At 37.4% G+C, this 18,832-nt stretch carries 16 protein-coding genes; 11 read left to right on the top strand and 5 right to left on the bottom strand.

The window, feature by feature from the left end; translation table 11 throughout:
- Window positions 1-87: 87 nt before the first annotated feature.
- Window positions 88-294 (bottom strand): YbdD/YjiX family protein, encoded by a 207-nt coding sequence (locus IEV52_RS19560; RefSeq protein ID WP_188404274.1) that lies wholly within the window; start codon window positions 292-294, stop codon window positions 88-90.
- Complete coding sequence (locus IEV52_RS19565) at window positions 266-2,395, bottom strand: carbon starvation CstA family protein (protein WP_188404275.1); 2,130 nt, start codon at window positions 2,393-2,395, stop codon at window positions 266-268. Before IEV52_RS19565 ends, IEV52_RS19560 begins: the two co-directional genes overlap by 29 nt.
- An 86-nt stretch (window positions 2,396-2,481) precedes the next feature.
- On the opposite strand from IEV52_RS19565, the gene IEV52_RS19570 reads away from it, so the two are divergent.
- The 11 genes from IEV52_RS19570 (at window position 2,482) to dsdA (ending at window position 12,156) form a co-directional block, all read left to right on the top strand.
- Complete coding sequence (locus IEV52_RS19570) at window positions 2,482-2,718, top strand: hypothetical protein (protein ID WP_188404276.1); 237 nt, start codon at window positions 2,482-2,484, stop codon at window positions 2,716-2,718.
- A 31-nt stretch (window positions 2,719-2,749) separates the two neighbouring features.
- Window positions 2,750-3,688, top strand: a complete 939-nt coding sequence (locus IEV52_RS19575; protein WP_188404277.1) for an alpha/beta hydrolase — start codon at window positions 2,750-2,752, stop codon at window positions 3,686-3,688.
- A 147-nt stretch (window positions 3,689-3,835) separates the two neighbouring features.
- Window positions 3,836-4,852, top strand: a complete 1,017-nt coding sequence (locus IEV52_RS19580; protein WP_188404278.1) for a TlpA family protein disulfide reductase — start codon at window positions 3,836-3,838, stop codon at window positions 4,850-4,852.
- A gap of 247 nt (window positions 4,853-5,099) precedes the next feature.
- The gene (locus IEV52_RS19585; protein WP_188404279.1) at window positions 5,100-5,795 is read left to right on the top strand and encodes a response regulator transcription factor; all 696 of its coding nucleotides are present in this window, start codon (window positions 5,100-5,102) and stop codon (window positions 5,793-5,795) included.
- Window positions 5,796-5,871: 76 nt separating this feature from the next.
- Window positions 5,872-6,789, top strand: a complete 918-nt coding sequence (locus tag IEV52_RS19590) for an ABC transporter ATP-binding protein (protein ID WP_188404280.1) — start codon at window positions 5,872-5,874, stop codon at window positions 6,787-6,789.
- Complete coding sequence (locus tag IEV52_RS19595) at window positions 6,782-7,591, top strand: ABC transporter permease (RefSeq protein WP_188404281.1); 810 nt, start codon at window positions 6,782-6,784, stop codon at window positions 7,589-7,591. The genes IEV52_RS19590 and IEV52_RS19595 overlap by 8 nt, the downstream gene beginning before the upstream one ends.
- A gap of 19 nt (window positions 7,592-7,610) precedes the next feature.
- Window positions 7,611-8,513: a sensor histidine kinase gene (locus tag IEV52_RS19600; RefSeq protein WP_188404282.1), complete on the top strand. Its 903-nt coding sequence runs from the start codon at window positions 7,611-7,613 to the stop codon at window positions 8,511-8,513.
- A 68-nt stretch (window positions 8,514-8,581) separates the two neighbouring features.
- Entirely contained in the window at window positions 8,582-8,956 is a 375-nt protein-coding gene (locus IEV52_RS19605) for a hypothetical protein (RefSeq protein WP_188404283.1), read from the top strand.
- 51 nt (window positions 8,957-9,007) lie between these two features.
- Complete coding sequence (locus IEV52_RS19610) at window positions 9,008-9,940, top strand: ABC transporter ATP-binding protein (RefSeq protein WP_188404284.1); 933 nt, start codon at window positions 9,008-9,010, stop codon at window positions 9,938-9,940.
- Complete coding sequence (locus tag IEV52_RS19615; protein WP_188404285.1) at window positions 9,933-10,691, top strand: ABC transporter permease; 759 nt, start codon at window positions 9,933-9,935, stop codon at window positions 10,689-10,691. Before IEV52_RS19610 ends, IEV52_RS19615 begins: the two co-directional genes overlap by 8 nt.
- 118 nt (window positions 10,692-10,809) lie before the next feature.
- Window positions 10,810-12,156 carry a D-serine ammonia-lyase gene (dsdA, locus tag IEV52_RS19620; protein WP_188404286.1) on the top strand — a complete coding sequence of 449 codons (1,347 nt, stop codon included), beginning with the start codon at window positions 10,810-10,812 and terminating at the stop codon, window positions 12,154-12,156.
- 82 nt (window positions 12,157-12,238) lie between these two features.
- Here dsdA and IEV52_RS22680 read toward each other — a convergent pair whose 3' ends face one another.
- From IEV52_RS22680 to xerS, 3 genes are all read right to left on the bottom strand, one after another.
- Window positions 12,239-16,405: a S8 family serine peptidase gene (locus IEV52_RS22680; protein WP_188404287.1), complete on the bottom strand. Its 4,167-nt coding sequence runs from the start codon at window positions 16,403-16,405 to the stop codon at window positions 12,239-12,241.
- A 345-nt stretch (window positions 16,406-16,750) separates the two neighbouring features.
- Window positions 16,751-17,323, bottom strand: coding sequence for a hypothetical protein (locus IEV52_RS19630; protein ID WP_188404288.1), 573 nt, complete (start codon window positions 17,321-17,323; stop codon window positions 16,751-16,753).
- 341 nt (window positions 17,324-17,664) lie between these two features.
- Window positions 17,665-18,810: a tyrosine recombinase XerS gene (gene xerS, locus IEV52_RS19635; protein ID WP_188404289.1), complete on the bottom strand. Its 1,146-nt coding sequence runs from the start codon at window positions 18,808-18,810 to the stop codon at window positions 17,665-17,667.
- Window positions 18,811-18,832 lie beyond the last annotated feature (22 nt).

Here is an 18,832-nt window from a genome sequence, read left to right on the forward strand (position 1 = left end):
ATCAGGCATTACATTATGCAAAAAGAAAACACCCTCTATAAAAGAGGATGTCTCCCTGGTCAAAGTGCAACCTGCACTTATGTGATCTTAACAACACCTTTTTGCATTCGCGCCATATTTATTCTCAAGCAGATCTGCAAAAAATTCTTTTTCAGTCGGCGGTGTTAAATCCGGATGTTTTTCTTTTAGGTGTCTGACATACGCTTGATAATCTGGCAGATTGGAAATGCCTTTACTTATATAAAAAACCACTTGAATAAAGGTTTTAAGCTGTAATATTAATGTCTTGATCATGAAGCCTCACCCCAAGCTTTGTTTCTACGAAAGGCTCTTCAGCTGTTTCCAGAGGCTTATCGCTCTTTATCGCTTTGTACCAAATTCTCATAGCATCAATTAGTATACCTATGATAAGAAGCATAAAGATCGCTGTTAGATAAGCGTTAAGGGTGTTATTGAATACAAGCCTTTCAGCCGCTTCAATGGACGGTACTGTTGGCGGCAGGTTTCCGCTGGTTGCTGCTTCCTTCAAAACTTCTGCCTGCTTTAAGAAACCGATCTTTGGCACGTCCGAGAAAATCTTCTGCCATGCTGCTGTAAACGTAGCGATTAGTAACCAAGCAAGCGGCATCAGAGTGACCCACACAAATTTCTTTTTACCCATCTTCAAAATAACAGTAGTTGCGACGATAAGTGCGATGGCTGCGAGCATCTGGTTAACGATACCGAACAACGGCCAGAGCGTATTGATTCCTCCTAGCGGATCCGTTACACCAACTACCAAGAAGTAACCCCATCCAGCAACAACCAGTGCACTAGTAAAATAAACTGCAGGCATCGAATCTGTTTTTCTTAGAGGTTTAAAGAATTGCCCAAGTAGATCTTGAAGCATAAACCGCCCTACACGTGTACCAGCATCAATTGTGGTTAATATGAATACGGCCTCAAAGAGTATTGCAAAGTGGTACCAGAAGGCCATCAACTGCGGACCACCGATAACTTGCGAGAAGATTTGCGCAATCCCTACTGCAAGCGAAGGAGCTCCCCCTGTTCTTGAAAGAATCGAATCTTCGTCTACATTCTTGGCAAGCTCATTGATCTCGTCTGCTGAAACAGTGTATCCCCAAGAAGAGATTGTGGTTGCAGCAGTCGCAACATCTGGTCCTATTGCAGCTCCCGGAGAGTTTATTGCAAAATAGATACCAGGCGTTAAAAGAGTTGCAGATAACAAAGCCATAATCGCAACAAATGATTCTGTAAGCATTGCTCCATAACCTACCATAGGGGCATGCTTTTCATTTGCGATGAGCTTTGGAGATGTTCCTGATGAGATCAGAGAATGGAAACCGGATACCGCTCCACAAGCGATTGTGATGAACAAGAACGGGAATAGCTTACCCGCAAAGACAGGCCCTGTTCCATCAACAAATTTAGTAAGAGCAGGCATTTGAATTTCAGGCAGGACGATCAGGATACCCAATGCCATCATTCCGATTACCCCAACTTTTAAGAACGTACTTAAATAGTCTCTCGGTGCTAATAGCATCCATACAGGAAGCACGGAAGCCAAGAAGCCGTAAATAATCATCATATAAGCCAATGTTTCACCATCAAATGTGAAAAGCGGGGCAAGTGTAGGAGAATCAGCGACCCATTGACCACTGATCAAAGCGAAAACTAATAAAACTAGGCCTATGATGGACGCTTCCCCTACCCTCCCTGGACGGAGATAACGAGTATAAATACCCATGAAAAGAGCTATCGGAATGGTCATAGCGATCGTATACGTCCCCCAAGGACTTGATTTAAGGGCATTCACTACAACCAAGGCAAGTACAGCAATCAAGATGATCATGATAGCAAAAACGCTAATCAATGCTAGGATTCCGCCGACAGGACCGATTTCATCTTTAGCGATCTGGCCGAGCGATTTACCTCTTCTTCTCATAGAAATAACTAAGATGACAAAGTCTTGTACTGCTCCTGCAAGCACGGCCCCCGCAATGATCCAGATTGTACCTGGAAGGTATCCCATCTGGGCAGCCAGCGTCGGACCTACAAGGGGTCCCGCTCCTGCTATCGCTGCAAAATGATGTCCGTATAAGACCCATTTGTTTGTTGGAACAAAATCCTTACCATCTGAATACCTTTCAGCAGGTGTTGCATTGTTTTTATTAAGGCCGAAGATTTTTGTAGCGATAAAACGGGCATAGAAACGATATGCGATCGCATAGGTACACAAAGAAGCAACTACAAACCAAATTGCGTTTATCTTTTCGTCCCTTTGAAGTGCGATGATCGATAGTGCAATTCCACCGGCTAAGCCGATCACTATCCATAAAAGCGCTTTCAATAAAGGGTTCTTCTTTTTTACTTGTACGTTACTTTGAAGCGCCATATCTATCTTTCCTCCTTAATAGTTTTAATATGAGAAGAAGTACTTGAATTATATCTAAATATTCTAAATTTTAAAATATCAAAATAATGGAAAACGAGCTACAGCAAGAAGACGTTCTTAAAGAGAACGGAAAGATCCTAGCTATTGAAAATCATATAGACCTAGCAACGGGTATCGAGATTCTCCAGCTGAAAACCAGTACCTCATTCCAGGTCGTACACACCCACTTAGACCTGTATGGAGAACGGGAGATTTTCCACTTCACACCATATCTTTTATGTTTGAAACGATTCATATTAAATATGGTCAATGGGACAAAATAACAAGAAATAATTTTAAAGGAGGCCAAGGAACATGCTTGATCCAAGTGCAGAGTCTTATCTTCAAAGTTTAACGGGCGGCTCCCCCTTAAATACAATGAGCCCTGAAGAAGCTAGAAGAGTGGCAAAAGAAGATTTTACAAAAAACGCAGGGAAGCCTGCCGCTGTAAATTCAGTGGAAGAATCAATTATTCAGAGTGAATTAGGTAGGATTGATCTTCGAATCATAACACCATTAGGGGATGCACCTTTTCCTGTTGTTATCTTTTATCACGGAGGAGGCTGGGTACTAGGTGACCTCGACGATTATGAAGTTTTGATGAAATCGCTAGCAGCAGCCTCCAATTCGATTGTAGTAGGTGTTGGCTACGGCTTATCACCGGAAAACAAGTTCCCCAAAGCGGTGGAAGAGTCTTATGCAGCATTAAATTGGGTGCATGAGAACATAAAAGACTTTGGGGGGGATCCTGAGAGAATTGCATTAGTCGGGGACAGCGCGGGTGGGAATCTTGCGACAGTATCGTGCATGTTATCTAAACAAAGGGGAGGTCCACATATAACCTATCAGATCCTTATATACCCGACGACCGATCTGAGTTTACGATCTAGTTCTTGGGATCGATTGTCAGAAGGATATTTTTTAGGAAAAGAGGACATGATCTGGTTCAGGGATCAGTATCTATCAAGTAAAGAAGATGTGGAAGACCCGAGGGCATCTCCATTACTCTCAGACGATCTGAGCGGATTACCACCAGCCCTTGTCATAACAGCTGAATATGATCCTCTGAAAGATGAGGGTGAAGCTTATGCTCAAAAAATGAAAAGTTTTGGTGTCGATGTTGATTCTGTTTGTTATAAAGGAATGATCCATACTTTTGTATCGAAGGCAAAACTATTCGAACAAGCACAAGAAGTAATAGATTTGATGGGCAACATGTTAAAAAGGCATTTTCAAACAGAAGAGAAGGAATAGGAGTAAGGGGCGACATGCCCCTTTTTTTATGTTTCAATAATCAGAATATTATTTTTGTTTTAATCACTAAAAGGACATGGGTATTCAGGAGAATACATGTGTTAATGTGAACATATGACAGAGAAAAAACCAAAGGAGGGGTAGCAAGTGGATGGATACATCATGATTGGACAGTTCCCTGTCCAAATTAAATGGACTTTCATTTTCCTTTCTGTACTAGCAGCTTACGGAACATTATTTTACCGATTAAGAGCTGAGAGGGCATCTAAACAGATACTAGACATCTTAACGAACTCGTTGATGCTATTTATATTAGTATGGAAATTAAGTTATCTATTCTTCTCCCCCTTACAAACCTTTAAAGCCCCCCTAAATTTACTTTACTTCAACGGAGGGAATAAAGGGGTTGCACTAGGCATGGTAATCGTTCTTCTCTATTTGATTAGGGTTAGCAAAAAGGCTGCACTCCCAAGAGAAAAATTGTTTTTTGCGATAACATGGAGCATTGTCTCGTACTACTTTTTCTTAAGATGTCTCCATTTTATTTTAGATAAAAGTTTGTATGATATTTTGATAGCAGTAGTTTCAGGAGCTATTTTGATTTATCTGTCTAAGATTCGGTCAGAAAGCATAAAAGTGTCAATTTCCTCTTTATTGGTTCTTTCTCTGGCCTTTACCATGATTTCTAACCTATCCTTTTCAAAAGTTCAATTGGATAAAAATGATCCTGACGTTCATAAAACGTCAGCCATAGAGGTAGGCAAAAGGGCTCCTACTTTTAAATTACAAGATTTACGAGATAGAGAAGTTAAACTTTCTTCTTCGAAGGGGAAGACCGTTTTTGTAAATGTATGGGCTACTTGGTGCCCCCCATGTAGGGCAGAGATGCCAGAGATGGACAGGTTTTATAAAGAATATAAGGGTGATGCTGAGATTCTTGCCATCAACCTGACAGAAAGTGATAGTAAGCAGGCAGTTCTTGAATTCCGCAAAGAGTACGGTTTAGACTTTCCAATCTTACTAGACCCAGATGGAGAGATTACTGAAATCTATAAGGCAGTTACCGTGCCAACAACTTATATTATAAATGAAAAAGGGATAATAACCGAAAAACATGTGGGTCCTATGAGTTATGAGATGATGAGTGGATACCTAAATGACTAAAGCGAACATCATGTCTTATGATGTTCTTTTTTTATCCTTAAATGTCTTTCAACGAATTATGTGGATTTCTATTTAAAGGCATTCGTATAAAGATAATAATAAAACATTTTTAATGAAACACTGTAATTGTAGGGCAACCCCATAAAACCGTCTTAAAGGGCGTTTAACTATCCATTAAGTTTTTAAAACAGAAAAATCAAGCTTTTCCTTATAAAACAATTCTTTCAAAGAAGAAAGGTGCTAGATATTGGAAACAAAACCTATAAAGATTTTAGTAATAGAAGATGATGATGATATAAACGAACTTTTATGTAAAATCGTTCTTAATAGCGGATACATACCGCAGCCCTGTTTTTCAGGAACGGAAGCAAAGTTATATCTTGAAAAAGAAGAATGGGACCTAATCTTACTCGATCTTATGCTTCCTGGTTTAACAGGAGAAGAACTTTTACGTGAGGTAAATGAGAAGAGCAACTCTCCCGTTATTATCATTTCAGCTTTGGAAGAACAACAAAAAAAGATAGAGATCTTACGAGCAGGCGCTGACGATTACATAACGAAACCGTTTGACCTTGAAGAGGTTTCAGCAAGGATTGATTCCCATCTAAGAAGATACAAACGTTTAGCAACTCCTAAACAAACTAGTGAATTGAAATACAAAGATATCTCTATAAACACTGAATCAAAAGAGGTAACAGTCAACGGTAGAGTACTGTCTTTAACCGCTAGAGAGTATGCCATCCTTGCCCTGTTGATATCGTCGCCGCAAAAAATATTTACAAGAACAAACCTGTTTGAAAGCATATGGAGTGAGGATTACCTTGGGGATGAAAACACCGTAAATGTCCATATGAGTAACTTAAGAAGCAAGTTATCTAGAGCTAATCCGGATAAAGAATATATTCAGACCATCTGGGGGATGGGTTACAGGCTCAAAAATTAATGTTTTCTTAAACATTTCTTTAAGGACTCTTAAATTTTACTCTTTATATTCTAGGTATCGCGAAGGAGGTGTCATGATGAGTAAAAATATATTAAGAACAATAAATCTATATAAGAAATACAGCGATGATTATGTTCTTAATAACATAAATATCTCAATTAAAGAGGGAGATATCTATGGATTGATCGGACTGAACGGAGCTGGTAAATCATCGTTAATCCGACTGATTACAGGATTAACGGCTCCAACAAACGGTTCGATCGAATTATTTGACGGAAAGAGTCAAAACCTAAGTATCCGAAAGAGAATGGGAGCCATTGTCGAGAGTCCAGCACTTATTCCGTCCATGACAGCTTCTGAGAACCTTGAAGTTCATAGATTAGTAAAAGGTATACCTGGAAAAGAGAGTATTAAACACAAACTCTCTCTTGTAGGTCTTAAAGATACAAAAAGGAAAAAAGTAAAACAATTTTCGTTGGGGATGAAACAAAGGCTTGGTCTAGCATTAGCTTTACTGGGTGATCCGGAACTTTTAATTCTTGACGAACCTACAAACGGCCTTGATCCAGTGGGAGTCATTGAGTTCCGGGAATTAATAAAAAAACTCAACAGAGAAAGAGGAATCACGATATTGATATCAAGTCACATGTTAAGTGAGCTTTCCCAATTGGCAAACCGGTTTGGCATCCTTCATAAGGGTAGGTTGGTTGAGGAGATATCAATAAAAGAGCTGAACGAGAAATGTAAGCAGCATCTCTTGATCAAAGTGGATAATGTTAATCGTGCTGCAACAATATTGGAAAATGAACTAAAAACGAACGAATTTGAAGTAAAACATGACGGTACCATTAAATTATATGCTTTGCTAGATGAAGTAAGGCAGGTTTCCCAATCATTAACAAATAACGGACTTATTATTGAACAGATGACCCCTATGGGTAAGGATTTAGAAAGCTATTTTACATCCATAGTCGGGAGTTCTAATAATGGGTAACCTAATCAAATCCGAATTTTATAAATTGACACGTAGTGGAGTTTTTAGGTTTTTATTTACGGTACCTTTTATATCAGCAATCATATTGTCTTTGATTCTAAATTTATCGATAAAAGATACCCTATCCTTTAATTTAGGGAATGAGTTTTCCTTTATAAGTGATAGTGGAGAAATAGAAAGAAGCTTAAACCAAATAACTCTTTTTAAGTTAACAGTGATTAAGAACTTACCCACTCTTATATTGATAATGTGTATTCTAGCTGCTTTCTTTATTTCGAATGATTTTACGACAGGAGTCATCCGGAACACAATCTTGAGTGGAACGAGTAGGACTCACATCTTCTATGGAAAACTGGCAGTATATATACTAGGGCTTATTATCATCACGGGAATATTTCCATTGGTGGTTACGGTTATGGGTACTATGCTCTTTGATTTTGAAGGGGAATCTCATTATAGCATTTTCCTTTATATCGGAAGATCTACGCTATTATATCTGCTTCATTTTATTGCCATATCTTCGATTTTCATGTTAGTCACGATGATATTAGAAGATAGCGGTAAAGTTATTAGTATGACTCTTCTCGCTTTCTTACTTTTGACGGTTGGATATAAATCTCTTGATCATATTCCATTAGTAAGTACTTTTTATGAGTACTCAGTATTCAATCAAATTTCTTTCGTTTTCACTAAAAGATTGACACCCGGAGAGATTCTTGTATCCATTATTAGCGGGATCACAACATTCATAATATTCACTTTTACTGCCAAAGTTCTTTTCCAAAAGAAAGAAATAAAGTAACAAAGAAAGCGGTGGAAAAATGGTTTACTTAACAACCTTATCCTTTGTTTTAGCATTCATTTTTCTTATCCGTTTAAATCTCCTAAGAAGAGGACTTATAAATATTAAAAATCAGTTAAGAGAATATAACACTCAACCAACCAATCAAAAAATCAGCATAGGCTTATTTGATAAAGAACTTGAAGAAGTTGCTGTCGAGATTAATCTGCTGATCGAGAGTCGGTTAAGTGAAAGAATCGATAAAGAGAAAAGCGAGCATCTACTAAAACAAGCAATTGCCAATATGTCCCATGATCTTAGAACACCGTTGACCTCAATCTTAGGTTATATACAGTTACTAGAGCATGACGAACAAATTACCGACGAGAAACGTAGGTATTTGGATATCACAAAAAAACGAACAAAAAGGCTTCAGTCATTAATAAATGAGTTTTTTGAGTTATCCGTGATCGAGTCAGTGGATTATCAATTAAAACTAAAGAAATTGAACTTTACTAAACTGTTATGGGAGATCTTGTTAAGTTTTTTCGATCAATTAGAAGAATTAAACATGGTACCTGAGATTGACATCCCCAAAGAAGACATTTTTATTATGGCCGATGAGTCTGCAGTTAGAAGAGTTATCGAAAATTTGATTAACAATGTGATTAACCATGCCATCGGAAAAGTTTCAATCTCTCTTGAAGCAGGTAATACCAGCGCAATATTAAGGGTAAGGAATCAGGCATCTGACCTTGCCATAATTGAACCCCACACTCTTTTTGATAGATTCTACACATCTGATAAAACACGTTCTGGTGAAGGAACCGGATTAGGGTTGTCTATCGCTAAGAGCCTTATGCTTAAGATGGAGGGTTCTATCACAGCAGAGAAAGTGGATGAATTTTTAGTCATTATTTGCGAATGGAAGTTATCTAATTGATTTTTTTATCATTGTTTGGTTGTTAGTACTACAAAAAACGGCATTGCCGATAATTTAGGAGCTTATCTATGAAGAAAATAGTATTTATTGCATTGAGTATTGTTGTCTCTGTAATTTTGACGGGTTGTAATATGTCTTTAGCTCTTGGGGGACAAAAAATAAACTCAACACCTGAAATACATGAACATGCCAAGCAGATACACAAGACATTGAACAATTCCATTGAAAATCTTTCGGTGAAAGAAATCCAAGACTTACAAAAAAAACTTAAAGATTTAGAAGAAAACGATGAGTTAACAAAAGGCGATAATATTTTAATTTCTGAATCAAAAATGGCTTTGGAAAAAGCTTATTCTGATAAAGAACAAGGTTTCTCAGTCGGTCAAGATTTGGATGATATGCTGGATAGTCTTGAGAAAAGTATAAATAAAATAAAGCCATGACAATAATTTTATTCTCTTATAGAAGTGTTCAATGGGGAAAGAAGGACGATTATGAAGAAACAGAATTCTGTACAAATTAGAAATCTAACAAAGGTGATTGGAGAAAGAAGGATTGTCGACAATATCTCTATTGATATACAAAAGGGAGAAGTCTTTGGTTTACTTGGGCCAAACGGGGCAGGGAAGACTACGACTATTCGAATGATCGTTGGACTGATATCCAAAACGAACGGTACTGTTCATATAAACGGAGTAGATTCGGATAAAGAGTTTCAAAAAGCCATGAAGAACATAGGAGCTATCGTTGAGAATCCCGAGATGTACAAATACCTGACAGGATACGAAAACCTACTACACTACGCTCGTATGGGTGAAGATATTAAACTTGAACGCATAGAAGAGGTAGCAAAATTAGTTGGTTTAGATGAACGTATCCACGATAAAGTAAGGACCTATTCATTAGGAATGAGACAAAGATTGGGACTTGCTCAAGCTTTGTTAAGAAAACCGACAGTCCTTATTCTAGATGAACCGACCAATGGTTTAGATCCTGCGGGTATTCGAGAATTGCGAAGTTACCTTCGAAAGCTAGCCAAAGAGGAAGGAGTATCTGTAATCGTTTCTAGTCATCTGCTTTCAGAAATGGAGTTGATGTGCGATCGCGTAGCGATTATTCAGAAAGGCAGACTAATGGATGTAAGGTTGGTTTCTGAGATGATCACTGCTCCTAGTGAGGGTACAATCTTTGAAATTGAAGTGGATAATGTGGAAGTAGCCAAAAAGATCTTGAACATAAATCTGGAATTGCAAGCGTTATCTTATGATGCAAATAGAATAAATGTCCAAACAACTAAAGAAACCATTCCTGATATCATAAGCTATTTGATTTCAGCAGGGGTCAAGGTCTATACTGTAACTCCTAAAAACCATACACTCGAAGATGCATTTTTAACGATGACCGAGGGGGGGATAAGTCATGTATAACTTAATATTAAATGAAAACATGAAGATATACCGTAGACCTCGTACTTGGGTGATGTTTGGTTCAATAGTATCGTTGGTGCTCATCATGTCATTTATTTTGAAACTGTATGGAACAGAACCTATAACAGGATGGAAGGCCGCTGACTCTCTTTTTAGTCTTACACAGCTTGCTATCATATTCTGTATTGTGATAGCGGGAGATACTGTGACAAGCGAGTTCTCATCTGGAACAATCAAAATGTTATTAACACAATCACAGACAAGGGGCAGAGTACTTTTCTCTAAGTATATCTCATCTATTATTTTTACATTGTTTATGCTGGTTACATGCTTAGTTGTTAGTGTTCTAGTAAACGGAGTTTTATATGGATTTGGCGGAATGAATACTCCCTCCCCACATGGAGGTGTGTTTCATGTTCTGATGATGAAATACGTGACTGTTCTTATTTCTGCTGTTATGTATGTTACGGTTGCCTTTCTGATTTCATCACTATCACGTAGTAATGTACTCTCAACCCTTTTATCTATTTTGTTCTTTATGTTGGGTCCAAGCTTAACTGCAACTCTTAAAGGGTTCGAATGGTCAAAATATATTTTATTTGCGAATACGGATCTTATGCAGTATATTGTCGGAAAACCGATGTTTCAAGGAATGACTCTCGGTTTATCCATCACCGTATTGATTGTTTATTTTATTGGAATGAATGTACTGACGTGGTCCGTATTTAGTAAACGTGATGTCACTGCATAATGATAAGGAACCTATCAAATTATGCATTTTAGTTAAAAAGATAGGCAGAACAGCATTTTTTGAGGTACAGATTCATATATACTACAATAATTTGCACTATTTCTATTAGGAGGAACATATGGAATCCATCACGATAAGTCGTCTTCAACAAGAACATCCCATTATTGGCAGGATCACTATGTTAGATGAGGTCTTTTGGGTTAATCCAAAACTAGAGCACTTTGAGAAGGGAAATTCCAATTCGAAACTTACAAAAGCAGATATAGTCGATGCGGAGAACCGATTAATTCGATTCGCTCCTTATTTTGTGAAGGCTTTTCCTGAGACCGCAAAGCTTAACGGAATAATAGAGTCACCTTTGGTTGAGATTGATTCCATGAAACATTATCTTGAACGAACTTATGAGCAAGAGCTATTGGGGAATCTTTTACTAAAGTGTGATAGTCACCTGCCTATCTCTGGTTCTATTAAAGCACGAGGCGGGATTTATGAAGTCCTTAAACATGCAGAGCATCTAGCTTTAGAAAACAATCTGTTAACTCTCGATAGCGACTATTCGATTCTCGAGGATGAGGCGTTTCAGAAATTTTTTTCCAAGTTTTCTATCGCAGTGGGTTCAACAGGGAACTTAGGACTCAGTATAGGGATCATTAGTGCTAAACTAGGGTTTAATGTGACGGTTCATATGTCAGCCGACGCGAAAGAATGGAAGAAGGAGCTCTTAAGATCAAAGGGAGTTTCCGTTATTGAGTACAAGGAAGATTACAGCAAAGCGGTAGAAGAGGGAAGAAAACAAGCTGAGCGTGATCCCAACTGCTACTTTATAGATGATGAAAACTCTAAAGACTTGTTCCTTGGTTACGCGGTTGCTGCATCTCGACTAAAAAGTCAGTTGGATGAGAAGAGAATCCGGGTGGACGAAGATCATCCTCTATTCGTTTATCTCCCTTGTGGGGTAGGTGGTGGGCCAGGAGGAGTTGCTTTTGGATTAAAACAACTGTTTAAAGATAATGTCCACTGCTTCTTTGCAGAGCCAACACACTCTCCATGTATGTTACTAGGCCTTGTAACGGGACTCCATGATAGAGTTTCTGTTCAAGATTTCGGTATCGATAACAGAACAGCTGCAGATGGCTTGGCGGTCGGAAGGCCTTCAGGCTTCGTCGGAAAAACGATAGAACCTTTCTTGAGTGGTAGCTATACGATCAGTGATTCTCAAATGTATAAAATGCTAAGTGCCTTGATTGATGAAGAACTCATTCGTTTAGAACCTTCAGCCCTGGCAGGTATGATAGGTCCTGTTAACCTCTTAAAAGAGGGATCGACCTATTTACAGAACATGGGTCTGAAAGATAAAATGAAGAACGCAACTCATATTGTATGGGCAACAGGTGGGAGCATGGTCCCTCAAGAGGAGATGAACAGATTTTATAATAAGGGAAGGGAATTAACATTAGAAAATTAATAATATAGAAAATAAAAGAGACGACCGATTGGTCGTCTCTTTGCTATACATTCAACTATTATTCAAAGTAATAAAGCTAGACTTAATTACCTTCTAATTCTTTTTTGATACTTTCTAATGTTTGCCCTTTAAACCTTTCTTGTGGGTTTGGAGGATTGGTCGCAGTGTCATTCACCAATAAGAAATTATTTTCTATGAAGGCAAAGTCGTTCATATCTACTACACCATCATAGTTAATATCTGCGCTGCGTGTATTGGTACCCCAGTGTTGTTTCATGTATATCGCATCCTTAATATCAATGACTTGGTCATCGTTTACATCACCAGCATATATAAGTCCAAAAAATTGGACATCACTCTCACCTCGAATGGTTTCTCCATCTTGTTTAAAAACAGTAAATGGATAGCTGATATCAAATTCACCTGGTACGTGAATATGATACATCAACTCTTTAGAGGTAACAGGCAACTTAGGAAACTTCACATAAAGATAGCCTCCATTATTTACAACTATTCCTTTATATTGTTTGTTATTCTCATCGGTAACTGATGCTGTGACACCTGCTTTTGTATAATCCACATCTAAAGGAAGTCCTTGTTCCAATCCTGCAATGATTACTTCCGAAAAGGTTGGAATCACATAAGACTCAATAGATACACTTGGAATAGAGACTGTCTCCTCATCCGTATTGATATACGAGGATGTAAGATTTTCTAGATTTAACTCACCATCATAATATTGTTCATCCTTTACTTTAAAGGTTACATCTACTACTGGGATAGTTCCGTTAATACTTTGGACTCCATCCTTCACAGTTACATGAATACGATGCTTTTTATATGTTCCATCTCCTTGTAACTCTTCCTCTTTTAATTCAACTGCGGCTTTTTTCTGAAGGTCTTGATGGACAGCTATGTTCTCAATTTCAAAGTGATCACTGAGATAATCGAATGTTAATGTTTGATTTTTTAGCATATTTGCATTATGCATTGTCAATGTATACGTAACTGATTCGCCCATTTTTTGCTCTTCCTTATTCGGTTTGGCTGATACATACTGTGTACCTTTCTTTACAAAATAAGTTGACAGCATTTTTGGGTAATCTCCAGCATCAGATATACTTTGAGCATTGAAGTTAACTGGAAGAATGGGAATCGATTCATCCATTGGTATGCTACCTGAAAATGTTCCATCTTGATTCAATGATACCATTACCGAATCAGCTGGATGATGAAATGCATTGTTGTATAAGTACCAAACTTTATTATTAGCTTGAGAAACATCCAAACCTGCTGCCTTCATATCATTGATAATATTGTCGTATATGGAACCAGAAAATGATACCGATTTTTGACCTGCTTCATACTCATACACTCCGTTTGGTAAATCGAGCTTAAACTCTGGAGCGGTATTGTCGATAAAAAGAACCTCTTCATTTGAAGAAAACGTTTCTCCATTATCATTTGTCGCAATAGCCTTTATTTTATATTTTCCAGGTTTGATTGTATCTAAGCGATTTGCAAGCGATGATATTAAATCGTTGATATCACTAGATGATGGTTTTTTTTGATTCCCGATAAAAGGGTGATAAAAACCCATGGTACCTAAAGATAAATCTTTATTTGGTTCTATATTTTTTCCATCAATTGCATTAAGAGACCCAATATATTCATTTGTTTCAGGATCAATGATCATAAAATCAATCCTCTTTACATGGGACTTTAAACTTAAACGGTACCCAGTCGCCATCCGTTTGAAATTACTTGGTTCCGGATATATTGTCGATGTCATAGCATGTTGTTCAAATTTGAAATAATTAAATCCTGCTTCTTCATAACTGAAACCGAATGGTACTTGATAGGTTTCAGATGGATTATCTTTGTTTGTATACACCACATACCCTTCATAAATTCCCAGTTCAGCATTTTTTGGTAGGTAAAGAGAAACATTTGCTTTCTTTTGATCATTACCTTTTAGCTCGATAGTAGTATCCGTTTGTACTTTCACTCCATTTTTCGCTGCATCCTTAGATCCTCTTAGATCCGATTGGAAATGTACCTTCACATCGAATGTTTTGGCGGTATTGCCGTTATTCGTAAGGATTACAGTCCGTGAATCAGCAATATCCTTGCCTGAATACAAGTGATACCCAAAGCTGATGCTGCCAGTTTTTTCATTAATCCTTTTTTCCTTTCCGTTCTCAATTAGTGGGGTGCTGTCCTTGACTGAGATTACGACATCCGAATGAATCGCTTCGTACGGATCAACACGTCCAGCGCCAACTTCAAACACACTGTAAGGCTTACTTAACGGATCTGCTGTATTCATTAAAATGCTCTTTACTTCTTCTGGCTGCAAATTAGGATTAGCTTGCAATAAAAGTGCAGCAGTACCAGCAACATGTGGAGCTGCCATTGAGGTTCCAGATAGACGATGGTATGCATATTGATAATTGTCTCCTTGATTACCATTGATCACATCTGAAGCAATCGTTGATAGTACAGCTACTCCTGGTGCTGTCACTTCTGGTTTGATATCAATATTTGTACTAGATGGTCCACGGGAGCTAAAATCTGCTAAAATATCTCCCTGTGTTTTCAATTCTGTCATCTCACCAAAGGTGAAGTTTGTATGGCCTGCTTCTACATGTTGTTTTAAGGCTATACCATCAGCATACGTTAAGGAGTATGCAGGAATGTAATCTCTTCCCTCTGCCAAATAATAAGGAATGTGCCCCTCATCCTGGTCGATATTGTATATAAGCACAGCAGCTGCACCATTTTGTTTCGCATTAACAATTTTTGATTGCAAGGCGATATCCCCATGGACTATTAAGGCAATTTTTCCTTCTACATTTTTATTTTCAAAATCCTTTTCACTCCCTATCCCTGTATAAACAACTGGGAGTGTTTGACCTTTAAACTTCGTGATGTCATCTCCAAATCCAAATGCCAGTAGTCTTAAATCTACAGTCACAGTTTTTTCCCCAGCTGCAAGTGAGCCATGATATTGAGGAATGGTTCTAGGAACATTGCTTGCCCCAACAGTTAGCGCTAATGCTGCTGCACCTGGATATCCTAAAGTGTACATTCCACTACCAGAGTTTCCAGCAGAAACCACTGCCGTGATTCCACTTAATACAGTGTTATTTAATGCCATACTTACAGGATTCATTGGATCATTTTGATTTACTCCCAATGACATATTGATTACGTCCATACCATCTTCCATTGCTTTTTCCATACCAGCCATAACACTTGAAAATTCCCCTGATCCATAAGGTCCCAGTACACGGTAAGCATACAGTTCAGCGTCTGGAGCAACCCCCGTGGTTGCATAATTATTATTATTCTTTCCTTGTCCAGCAATGGTTCCTGATACATGTGTTCCGTGAGTTGTCATATATGACGAATTATAAGGTTTTCCTGCCTTTACCCAATCCTCATAAGTCGTTTCCATTGGATCTGCATCATTGTCAACAAAGTCATAACCACCTTTAAAAGCTCCTTTTAAATCAGGGTGGTTATAGTCAATTCCTGTGTCGATAACTCCCACCTTAACACCTTTACCTGTGAAGCCTTCCTCATGAAGCTTATCAATTTGGAGGTGAGAACGTTCATCTGCCATCCCCAGACCCATTTGGCTTGCATCCGAATTCTTCACTTCTACAGGTGGTTCAACTTGGACCTTTAAATCACTATAAATTGCTTTAACCGCCTTCGATTGTAATAGTGATTGAACTTGGTTAGCTGGTAGTTTCATAGCTACCCCATTAAAGGCATTTTTATAGGATCTTTTTACCTTGTAAGAGGAAGCATCCTTTGCCTCTTTGGAAGCAAGAATCACCTCTAAATCTTTCTTAAAAGTATCATGTGAGACATCCACCTGGTTTTTCGCTTCTGTTACAGACAAACTTTTCCCTTCTATCGCTGCTTCGATTACGGCTATCTTATGCGGCCGTTGTTTGAATTCAACAATAACAGAAATTTCGTCTGTACTCTTCAGATTTACCTTTGGTGATAAATGCAAACCTGTTACCTGAGTTGTTTGCAGTTCCATAAATGCTGTTCGCTGCTCATAAGTGAGATTGGCTAGTATTTTCTCAGTTGTTACTTTGGATTGCGCATGTGCAACCTTAGAAGAGTAAGGATTCGATAAAAGTCCAGTGAATTGTGATAAAACGATAGAACTTGAAAGACACATAACCGCAAATCGTTTTCTAGTATTACTCATTTTTTGTTTGGTCAAAGCTAAGAACTCCTTCCATTGACTTATTAAAGAAATTATTAATCTTTTAACTACCAAATGACCAATGTCTCCTTTCTAGAAAAAAATGGCTTAAATGAATACACCATAAAGATTATGATTTTTCTGACTATTAATCAATATGATTAAATCTATTAAAATGATAGATGTTATCTATTTATAAATTTATCCATTAACTAAATCTATAACTAAATCTTTCAGACAAGTAAAAGAGGCGACTAATCAGTCGCCCCTTTTTAAGAAGAACAATTGGCTCAATATGAACGTTATTAAATTTCCATTTTATAAAAGTATACTAGTCTCTTGTTTGTTCAACTAAACAAAATGCTAGATAGATTGACTTATTGGAGTGAAATCTGAGGATGGGACATGATCAGTTTGTGAGTAAAAAGGATATTCAATGAGCGGACCTTGATAGAATAAATGGAGATCCGTCGAACAGGAGATATCATATGGTGTCATAAGACTATCTGATTTTTTTATGATCGGGATTCCACCTACGTTTAAGACTTTCGCTACAAATTCAGAACAAAAGAAAGCATTTTTTTGCTCGAATTCCTTATTCAGAATAACCCCAAATAATCCCCGGAAATTATACTTAAAATTTTTTTGTTCCTTTTCTATTCTTAAAATATAGGATTGCATCAATTTATACTGAAATGGGGTTACTTTGCATCTATACACCTTACAATAAGACCTTTTAAACAGTTTATTCTGCATATTTTCTTTAACAAAGCCACCAATAAAAGGATTGTTTGGTTCTTTACGGCCAAAACTGTATACATCTATTAACTTCTTGTCAAAAGAAATGGAAGCATGATTTAAAGGATGATTTGTAAATTTACTGATTACTTTTGTGAATAGGGTCTTAGTATCCGTAAGAACTATATATATTTCCATTTAAAATAGCCCTCCTTATGTGATAGGTAAAGAATAAAAGATAAAACATAAGAAAGACTTAAAAAAAACATACAAAATTCTTAAGTTTATGTGAATGACTTCTAAATCAGAAGTAATCCATTAAAAGCTGGGAGAACAATAGGGAGGAGGGGCAAAACTAAAGGAGTACCTTACAAAGTATAAGTACTCAAACAATAAGATATTAAAAAACTGAGTAATTTTAAAAAGCCTTTAAGATTTACAACCCGAATTAATTATATTCCTGAACAGTTTAGTTAAAAGGGACTTACGAATAACTCTAAAACTATAATTAAAAAAGCCGTTCAAATATGAACGGCTTTTTAATCGTTATTGATACTATTCCTACGTATTCCTAATAATTCTGATGCTTTCTTCGCTTTTTCCCTTGTAGTAGTGATATATAACAAAGAGGTTTGGGAGGATGTGTGACCTAATTGGTTCATAACTAATGAAAGATCACCAGTTGCTTCTGCTAGATTCGTCGCATAAGTATGTCTCAGCTTATGCGGTGACATCTTTTTATCAAAAGCTTTTGTATACTTATAAACAATATTCTGTATAGCGCGGTGGGAGAGGGGGGACGTTTCCTTTTTATAAACTGTTAAGAAGACAAACTCATCTTCATCCATAGTCCCACCGTACTTTTTATTTCTAACATCAATATACTTTTTTAGATCCTCAATACTTTCAGGAACAACAGCAACGGAGTCTTTTTTATTCCCTTTACGAATCACATGTATCTCGCTGCTGGTAAAATCGATATCTTTCAAACGGATATTTGCCAATTCATCAAGTCTTATACCGGTTCCTAAAAATAGGGAGATGATAGCAAAATCTCTCTCTTTATCTCGAATAAAATAAGCTTGTTGCTTCGGCGAGAGGGAATGGATATGCTCATCTTTAATGTAGTTTAGAAAACCGATATCATTTGTGCCAACAAATATCTTATTTACAATTTTTTTTGCCCGTTCATTTAAGGTTTCTTTTTCTTTATGTATCCGGATCTTCGATAATACGTTTCTAACGATGTAGGATTCTCCTTTTTCATTCTCAGTTTCGTTTGTTAAGTAGCTGAAAAGGGAGCGAAGAGCAGATTTTTTACGGTTTACAGTCGCTTGGGATATGCGTTTCTTTTCCGCGTTCTTTTTCTTAGCGGTGGTATATTCTTTTTTTCCTATGGTACGGAAATAACTCTCGACTTCCTTTAACGAAAGATGCTCTAATGCTGATAACTCAATCTCTTTCATTGGACCTTTTACGATTCTTTCGGAAATCAGCCATTCAAAAAAATCCTGGAAATCCCTGGCATAGTTATAAAGCGTAACAGGAGAGAGGTGATCACGGGAATCGATATATTCAATACAATAAAAGGGAAGTTCTTCTTGGATTTTATCTACTTTTTGCTGAAACTTCTCGCGCTGTCTTGATATAGCCAATAAAAAAACCCCCTTTTTAGATATATCCATATTACAGAACGTATGTTCGTAT

Source organism: Fictibacillus barbaricus, assembly GCF_014635025.1.
GTDB classification, from domain to species: Bacteria; Bacillota; Bacilli; order Bacillales; family Fictibacillaceae; genus Fictibacillus; species Fictibacillus barbaricus.

Excerpts from the sequence above, each read along its gene's own strand:
- IEV52_RS19560 (WP_188404274.1), bottom strand. The coding sequence starts at position 294 with ATGATCAAGACATTAATATTACAGCTTAAAACCTTTATTCAAGTGGTT.
- IEV52_RS19565 (WP_188404275.1), bottom strand. The coding sequence starts at position 2,395 with ATGGCGCTTCAAAGTAACGTACAAGTAAAAAAGAAGAACCCTTTATTG.
- IEV52_RS19570 (WP_188404276.1), top strand. The coding sequence starts at position 2,482 with ATGGAAAACGAGCTACAGCAAGAAGACGTTCTTAAAGAGAACGGAAAG.
- IEV52_RS19575 (WP_188404277.1), top strand. The coding sequence starts at position 2,750 with ATGCTTGATCCAAGTGCAGAGTCTTATCTTCAAAGTTTAACGGGCGGC.
- IEV52_RS19590 (WP_188404280.1), top strand. The coding sequence starts at position 5,872 with ATGAGTAAAAATATATTAAGAACAATAAATCTATATAAGAAATACAGC.
- IEV52_RS19595 (WP_188404281.1), top strand. The coding sequence starts at position 6,782 with ATGGGTAACCTAATCAAATCCGAATTTTATAAATTGACACGTAGTGGA.
- IEV52_RS19600 (WP_188404282.1), top strand. The coding sequence starts at position 7,611 with ATGGTTTACTTAACAACCTTATCCTTTGTTTTAGCATTCATTTTTCTT.
- IEV52_RS19605 (WP_188404283.1), top strand. The coding sequence starts at position 8,582 with ATGAAGAAAATAGTATTTATTGCATTGAGTATTGTTGTCTCTGTAATT.
- IEV52_RS19610 (WP_188404284.1), top strand. The coding sequence starts at position 9,008 with ATGAAGAAACAGAATTCTGTACAAATTAGAAATCTAACAAAGGTGATT.
- IEV52_RS19615 (WP_188404285.1), top strand. The coding sequence starts at position 9,933 with ATGTATAACTTAATATTAAATGAAAACATGAAGATATACCGTAGACCT.
- dsdA (WP_188404286.1), top strand. The coding sequence starts at position 10,810 with ATGGAATCCATCACGATAAGTCGTCTTCAACAAGAACATCCCATTATT.
- IEV52_RS19630 (WP_188404288.1), bottom strand. The coding sequence starts at position 17,323 with ATGGAAATATATATAGTTCTTACGGATACTAAGACCCTATTCACAAAA.
- xerS (WP_188404289.1), bottom strand. The coding sequence starts at position 18,810 with ATGGATATATCTAAAAAGGGGGTTTTTTTATTGGCTATATCAAGACAG.